Genomic DNA, 5,585 nt, shown 5'->3' with positions numbered 1-5,585 from the left:
TCCCCCCGGCGCGCCCCCGCCGCGCCCCCCCCCCCCCCCCGCGCGGGCGCCCGGCCCCGCGGCGCGGCCCCCCCCCCCCCGGCCGGTGCGCCAGAGTGGGGTGCGCGCCGCCGCGAGGGCGGCCGCCGACCCCCGGAGGAACCCCATGACCGACAGCCCGCTGCTGCAGTCCCGCGAGGAGTGGCTGGCCTCGCTGCCCCGGGTCTACGCCGCCGCCGGCTGCCTGATCAGCGACCCGCAGGGCCGGGTGCTGATCGTCAAGGCCGGCTACCGGGAGCACTGGCAGTTCGTCGGCGGCACCGTCGACCTGGGGGAGGACCCGCGGCGGTGTGCGGGCCGCGAACTGGCCGAGGAGACCGGCATCGCGCGCGAGGCGGGCGAACTGCTGGTCGTCGCCTGGACCAACCCCTCGGCCGAACTCGACCACCCCGCCTGCCACTTCCTCTTCGACCTCGGGACCATCGACGCCGACACTCCGATCGTGCTGCCGGCCGGCGAGCTCGACGCGCACCGCTGGGCGGAGCCCGAGGAGGCGCTCGGACTGCTCGGCCCCGCCCGGTCGCTGCGGCTGTCGGCCGGCCTCGCCGCCCGGGCCGACGGCCGGGTCCGGGTCGTCACCAGCCCGGTCTCCGGGTTCTGAGCCGCGGCCCGGCCGGGGTGCTCACTCCTCCGGCCGGGCCCAGACGTACGCCGCGGACACCGGGTGGCTCCGGTACTTCTCCCACTTCGGCTTGAGCGCGATCCACGCGTCGTCGACGACCGCCTCGCGCATCTCGGCGAGCCGCCAGCCCGCGGCCAGGCCCGCGGTGAGGTGCTCGCTGACCAGGTGGACGTGGGTGGTGATGGCGATCGGCTCGCCGTCCGCCCCGTCGAAGTGGGTGGGCATCCCGGCGGCCATGATGAAGTACGGGTGCAGTCCGACCAGCACGAACAGCCCGCCGGGCCGGGCCAGCCGGTGCGCCTCCCGGTACAGCGGGCCGAGGTCGGCCAGGTGCTCGTCCACCAGCGAGGAGACCACCAGGTCGTACGCGCCGCCGGGGAGCCCGGTGTCGGCCAGGTCGGCCTCCACCAGGCGGTCGTGGGCGCCGCGGGCCCGGGCGGCCGCGAGCATCTCCGGGGTCAGGTCGACGCCGTCGACCGATGCCGCACCGTGCCCGCGCAGCCAGCCGCCGGTGCGGCCGGTGCCGCAGCCGAGGTCGGCCGCGCGCCGCACCGCAGACCACCGCGGCACCGCGAGCCGGTCCAGCACGGCGATGTCCATCGCGTCCTCGACGGTCCGCTCGTAGCTCCCGACCCACTGGCCGTAGCCCGTTCGTACGTCGACCGTCCGGTAGCCGCGGCGGTCGAAGTCGCTGAAATCCACCATGCGGGCAGTATCGGCGGCGGTGCGCGGCGGCGGCGACCGTTTAAATCCGGCCGCCGGAGCGCGGCGGCCGGGACCGCCGGGTCAGTGCGCGCCGACCAGCCGGGCGCGGACGGCGGCCGCGTCGGCGGCGGGCAGGTAGGCGGCCGGGTCGAACTCGGCGAGGGTCTCCCGGATCGCGGTGCCGGCGGTGGTGCCGGCCTCGGCCAGCACCGCCTCGACGGCCTCGGTCTCGTCGGGGCGCCCCAGCATGGCCCAGAGCGGACGCAGGTTGTCCGCGCTGAGCAGGTAGTCGTCGACGATCGCGTCCGGCGTCGCGCCGGCCAGCGCGAGCAGGACCAGGACGGCCAGCCCGGTGCGGTCGCGGCCGGCGCCGCAGTGCACCGCGACGCCGCCGGGCGGTGCCGCGGCCACCGCCGCCACCACGGCGGCGACCGCCTGCGGGCAGTGGTCGAGGTAGGGCCGGAAGGCGAGCGGCGTGCCGTCGAGCCCGCCGAACCGGGACCACCAGTCGGGGCCGGCCAGCTCGTCCAGCGGCACCCGGACCAGGCCGATGCCGTCCGGCCGGCCGAGCAGCGGCCGGTACTCCTCCTCGTTGCGCAGGTCGACGACGGTGCGTATGCCGTACGCCCGGACGGCCTCCCAGCCCTCCGCGGTCAGCCGGTCCAGGTTGTCGGCGCGGACGACCGCACCGCGCCTCGTCCGCCCGCCGTCCACGGTGGGCAGCCCGCCCAGCTCGCGCACGTTCAGGCAGCCGTCCCAGACCAGTCGCCGATCCTCCGTCATGTCCCCGTCCCCCCTGCTGATCCGAGGGCGGGTCAGCCCTCCTGGAGATCTGACTCCCGGGCCCCCGCGGATGGTTCCCCGGCGGCGAAGTCGGCGGCGGCGCGGTCGGCGGCCGCGAAGACCCGGCGGACGAGGGCCGGGTGGTCCGCGGCGACCGCGTCCGGGCTCTCCCCGGCCAGGATCCGCACCGCCGCGGCGGTGTGCAGGGTGCGCAGCGCGGTGACGCCGAGCGCGGCGGTGAACCCGGCCTGCACCGCGCCCTCGCCCTCGGCGGCGAGCAGGCCGGCGAGGTGGTCCTCCACCGCCTCCAGGCACTCGCGGGCGTAGGCGCGCAGCGCGGGGGAGTCCAGCACCGTCCGCCACAGCCGCGGGACGGGCTCGGCCAGGCCGGCCAGCGGATGGCGCCGTTCGGCCAGGCCGAGCGCCAGGCCCTCCAGCGCCTGCAGCGGGCGGGTGCCCGCGGGGCGGTCGCGCACCGCCGCGCCGGTCAGCTCCAGTGCCTCGGGGAGACCGTCCAGCAGGAGCTCCTCCTTGCGCGGGAAGTAGTTGAAGACGGTCATCTTCGACACCTCGGCGGCCTCCGCGACCTCGGCGACGGAGACGGCGTCGAAGCCGCGGCTCACGAAGAGCCCGGCGGCGGCACCGGAGATGCGCGCGCGGGTCTGCTGCTTCTTGCGCTCGCGCAGCGAGGGGACGGGATCGGGAGCGGCCATGGACAAAGTGTAGCCACTAAAAACATGGAGTGAGTAAATATTTACCCCGTGGCCCGCACGGCGGCAGGAGGGCGTCAGCGGCCGGCCGGGAAGACCCAGAGCTCGCGGCCGCGGGTGTCCCGGCAGCGGACGGCGGTGAACCGCTCGTCGCCCGCAGACAGGAAGCCGGTGGCCGCACCGCGCAGCACCTCCTCGGCGACCACGTCGGCGCGTTGCCACGCGCCGTGCAGCTCCAACGCCTTGTCGGCGAGCTCCGCCCGCCGGATCCGCGGCACCTCGGCGAGCTCCAGGGCGGCGTTCACGTCCGCCAGCTCGGCCTGGGTCAGGTACGTCTCCACCCCGGCCCCCTGCTCCACCCGGCGCAGCAGCTCCGGCAGCCCGTAGTGCCGCACGGCGGCCACGGTGTCCTCCAGGCCGACCTGCCAGCGGGGCCCGGGCGCGACCTGCCACCAGACCTCCCCGCCGACGGGCATCAGCTCGCCGATGCCGCTGCGCCAGGTCTCCCGGCCGGTGGCCGTGGCGGGGTCGGGCCGCAGGCCCGGGCCGGCCCAGGCGGACTTCGGTGTGACCGCGAGCACGACGGTGTAGCGGACCACCCGGTCGTCGGCGTGTCCGAGCCGGATCCCGAGCAGCGCCCAGTGGTCCACGTCGGGGAGGCTGAACGAGCGGCGCCAGCCGGTGAAGCCCATGGCGCGCAGGGCCGGCGCGAGGTGGTCGCGCAGGCCCTCGGCGAAGAGCGTCCGGGCAGTCGTCATCGCAGCTTCCTGGTAGTGGGGGTGGAGGGGCCGGCCGGTGTGCGCACCGGGGCGGGCGGGATCGGCGGCGCGGCCCGGCCCTGCTGCCACGGTAGGCGCCGGTCCAGCATGACGGCCGCAGACGAACGACAGCAGCTGACAGGACTTTGGTCCGTTCGGCGGCCGGTCCTTCGCCCCGTTCCGCGGACTGCGCCCCGACGGCCCGCGATCTCACCCGGATGGCGCATGATGTGGCGGGTGCACAGTGCAGAACTCGACGGGTCCGGCGCCGACGGACCACCGCGCAGACCACCTCACCCGGAGCACCCGCCCGACCGGCGGACCGATCTCGGCACCGCCGTGGCGGCCGCCCAGCGCGGCGACGAACAGGCCTTCCGCCACCTCTTCCGCGCCGTCCAGCCGGGCCTGCTGCGCTACCTGGGCGTGCTGGTCGGCGGGCGGCCCGAGGACGCCGAGGACATCGCCTCCGAGACCTGGCTCCAGGTCGCCCGCGATCTCGGCGGCTTCCGCGGCGACTCCGACGGCTTCCGGGGCTGGGTGGCCACCATCGCCCGCAACCGGGCCATGGACCACCTGCGCCGCCAGCGCCGCCGGCCGACCGCCGACCTGCCGGTGGAGCACCTGTTCGGCCTCGCCGCCGCCGAGGACACCGCCGGCAGCGCCCTCGCCTCCGTCACCACGGCCGACGCCCTCGCGCTGATCGCCCGGCTGCCCCGCGACCAGGGCGAGGCCGTGCTGCTGCGCGTCCTGCTGGGCCTGGACGCGGAGAGCGCCGCCGCGGTCCTCGGCAAGCGGGCCGGCACCGTCCGGATGGCCGCGCACCGCGGTCTGAAGCGCCTCGCCAAGCTGCTGGATCACTCCGGCGGACCGGCCGCGGGTCTGCCCCGGCAAGGCGCCGAAAAAAATTCTCCGCAGGGTGTGACACCCGGGCGGGCAGCGACGCTGAAGGACATGAGATGAGCAAGAACCGATCCCGCCGGATCGATCGCGACACGGCCGAGCTGCTGCTCGGCGGTGGCCCGGTCGGCTCGGAGGCCGGTCCGGCCACCCTCACCGGTCATGCAGCCCTCGCCGGGCTGCTCGCCGCCGCGGCAGCCCCTGCCGAGGACGGCGAACTGCCCGGGGAGCGGGAGGCCGTGGCCGCCTTCCGGGAGGCTCGTCGCAACCCTGCACTGCACACCGGGAGAGCAACGATGGCGGACCACGCGCGGAGGAGGGCCTTCACCGTGAAGGCACTCGTCGCCGCGTTCGCCGTCACCGCGATCGGCTCGGTCGCGGTCGCCGCGGGCACCGGCAACCTGCCGCGGGCCCTCGGCGGCGGCGGCACCGCCGAACGGACCCCGCCCGCCGCCACCGGCACCCCGGACGCTTCCGCGGCCCACGGCGGGAGCACCGCCTCCGGCCGGCCCTCCGGGAGCGGCACGGACCACACCGACGCCGGCGGGCACCCCTCGGCCCCGGCCGGCTCCGGCACGGCGTCCCCGGGCACCGGGGCCGCCGCGGTCCCGGAGCTCTCCCGGCTCTGCACCACCTACCTCGACCGCCTGGCGGCCGGCGGCAAGCGGCACGAGCTGCTCGCCGACGTCCGGCTCGCCCCGCTGGTCGCGGCCGCCGGCGGCGCCGGGAAGGTCGACCAGTACTGCGCGGCGCTGGCCGCGCCGAGCCCGTCCGCGACCCACGGTCCGGGCAAACCGGAACCGACCCCCACCCCGACCAGGGGCGGCGACCGGACGAAGACCCCGCTCCCCTCCGTCACCGAGGGCCTCGGCAAGGACGGTGCCGTGTCCAGGTGACCCACACACTCCGGACGGCCGGCGGGCAAACCCCCCCCGGGCCCGTCGGCCGTCCGGGGATCGTTCCACCTCTCGACTTCCGGGGGGTCGGTGGGCTCCCCCGTGTCTGTGTCTGATACACAAATCCGAGCCCACGAGACGTGGGGTGAGCGCGGGTGGGGGGGGGTGGGGGTGT

7 protein-coding genes are annotated in these 5,585 nt (G+C 76.7%); 3 read left to right on the top strand and 4 right to left on the bottom strand.

All coding sequences use genetic code 11. The annotated features are described in order from the left end of the window. Positions 1-145 precede the first annotated feature (145 nt). The gene (locus ACFV0G_RS03385) at positions 146-640 is read left to right on the top strand and encodes an NUDIX domain-containing protein (protein WP_380540822.1); all 495 of its coding nucleotides are present in this window, start codon (positions 146-148) and stop codon (positions 638-640) included. Between the two features lie 21 nt (positions 641-661). On the opposite strand, the gene ACFV0G_RS03380 is transcribed toward ACFV0G_RS03385, so the two are convergent. From ACFV0G_RS03380 to ACFV0G_RS03365, 4 genes are all read right to left on the bottom strand, one after another. Continuing rightward, positions 662-1,366: a class I SAM-dependent DNA methyltransferase gene (locus tag ACFV0G_RS03380; protein WP_380540819.1), complete on the bottom strand. Its 705-nt coding sequence runs from the start codon at positions 1,364-1,366 to the stop codon at positions 662-664. Positions 1,367-1,447: 81 nt separating this feature from the next. Next, positions 1,448-2,149, bottom strand: coding sequence for a tyrosine-protein phosphatase (locus tag ACFV0G_RS03375; protein WP_380540816.1), 702 nt, complete (start codon positions 2,147-2,149; stop codon positions 1,448-1,450). 32 nt (positions 2,150-2,181) lie between these two features. Further along, positions 2,182-2,862 (bottom strand): TetR/AcrR family transcriptional regulator, encoded by a 681-nt coding sequence (locus ACFV0G_RS03370; RefSeq protein ID WP_380540813.1) that lies wholly within the window; start codon positions 2,860-2,862, stop codon positions 2,182-2,184. Positions 2,863-2,936: 74 nt separating this feature from the next. After that, entirely contained in the window at positions 2,937-3,617 is a 681-nt protein-coding gene (locus tag ACFV0G_RS03365) for a hypothetical protein (RefSeq protein WP_380540810.1), read from the bottom strand. 228 nt (positions 3,618-3,845) lie between these two features. Between ACFV0G_RS03365 and ACFV0G_RS03360 the strand changes: the two genes are divergently transcribed. Together ACFV0G_RS03360 and ACFV0G_RS03355 are read left to right on the top strand one after the other, a co-directional pair. Continuing rightward, on the top strand, positions 3,846-4,577 hold the full coding sequence (locus ACFV0G_RS03360) for an RNA polymerase sigma factor (protein WP_380540903.1): 732 nt from the start codon (positions 3,846-3,848) through the stop codon (positions 4,575-4,577). Further along, a complete protein-coding gene (locus tag ACFV0G_RS03355) occupies positions 4,574-5,410 on the top strand; it encodes a hypothetical protein (RefSeq protein WP_380540807.1) in 837 nt (278 codons plus the stop codon). The genes ACFV0G_RS03360 and ACFV0G_RS03355 overlap by 4 nt, the downstream gene beginning before the upstream one ends. The last annotated feature ends 175 nt before the right edge of the window (positions 5,411-5,585 follow it).

Origin of the sequence: Kitasatospora sp. NPDC059571, from assembly GCF_042735675.1 — a bacterium.
Lineage (GTDB): Bacteria > Actinomycetota > Actinomycetes > Streptomycetales > Streptomycetaceae > Kitasatospora.
This window is presented reverse-complemented; position numbering and strand designations above follow the sequence as displayed.

Excerpts from the sequence above, each read along its gene's own strand:
- ACFV0G_RS03355 (WP_380540807.1), top strand. The coding sequence starts at position 4,574 with ATGAGCAAGAACCGATCCCGCCGGATCGATCGCGACACGGCCGAGCTG.
- ACFV0G_RS03370 (WP_380540813.1), bottom strand. The coding sequence starts at position 2,862 with ATGGCCGCTCCCGATCCCGTCCCCTCGCTGCGCGAGCGCAAGAAGCAG.
- ACFV0G_RS03375 (WP_380540816.1), bottom strand. The coding sequence starts at position 2,149 with ATGACGGAGGATCGGCGACTGGTCTGGGACGGCTGCCTGAACGTGCGC.
- ACFV0G_RS03380 (WP_380540819.1), bottom strand. The coding sequence starts at position 1,366 with ATGGTGGATTTCAGCGACTTCGACCGCCGCGGCTACCGGACGGTCGAC.
- ACFV0G_RS03385 (WP_380540822.1), top strand. The coding sequence starts at position 146 with ATGACCGACAGCCCGCTGCTGCAGTCCCGCGAGGAGTGGCTGGCCTCG.
- ACFV0G_RS03360 (WP_380540903.1), top strand. The coding sequence starts at position 3,846 with ATGTGGCGGGTGCACAGTGCAGAACTCGACGGGTCCGGCGCCGACGGA.
- ACFV0G_RS03365 (WP_380540810.1), bottom strand. The coding sequence starts at position 3,617 with ATGACGACTGCCCGGACGCTCTTCGCCGAGGGCCTGCGCGACCACCTC.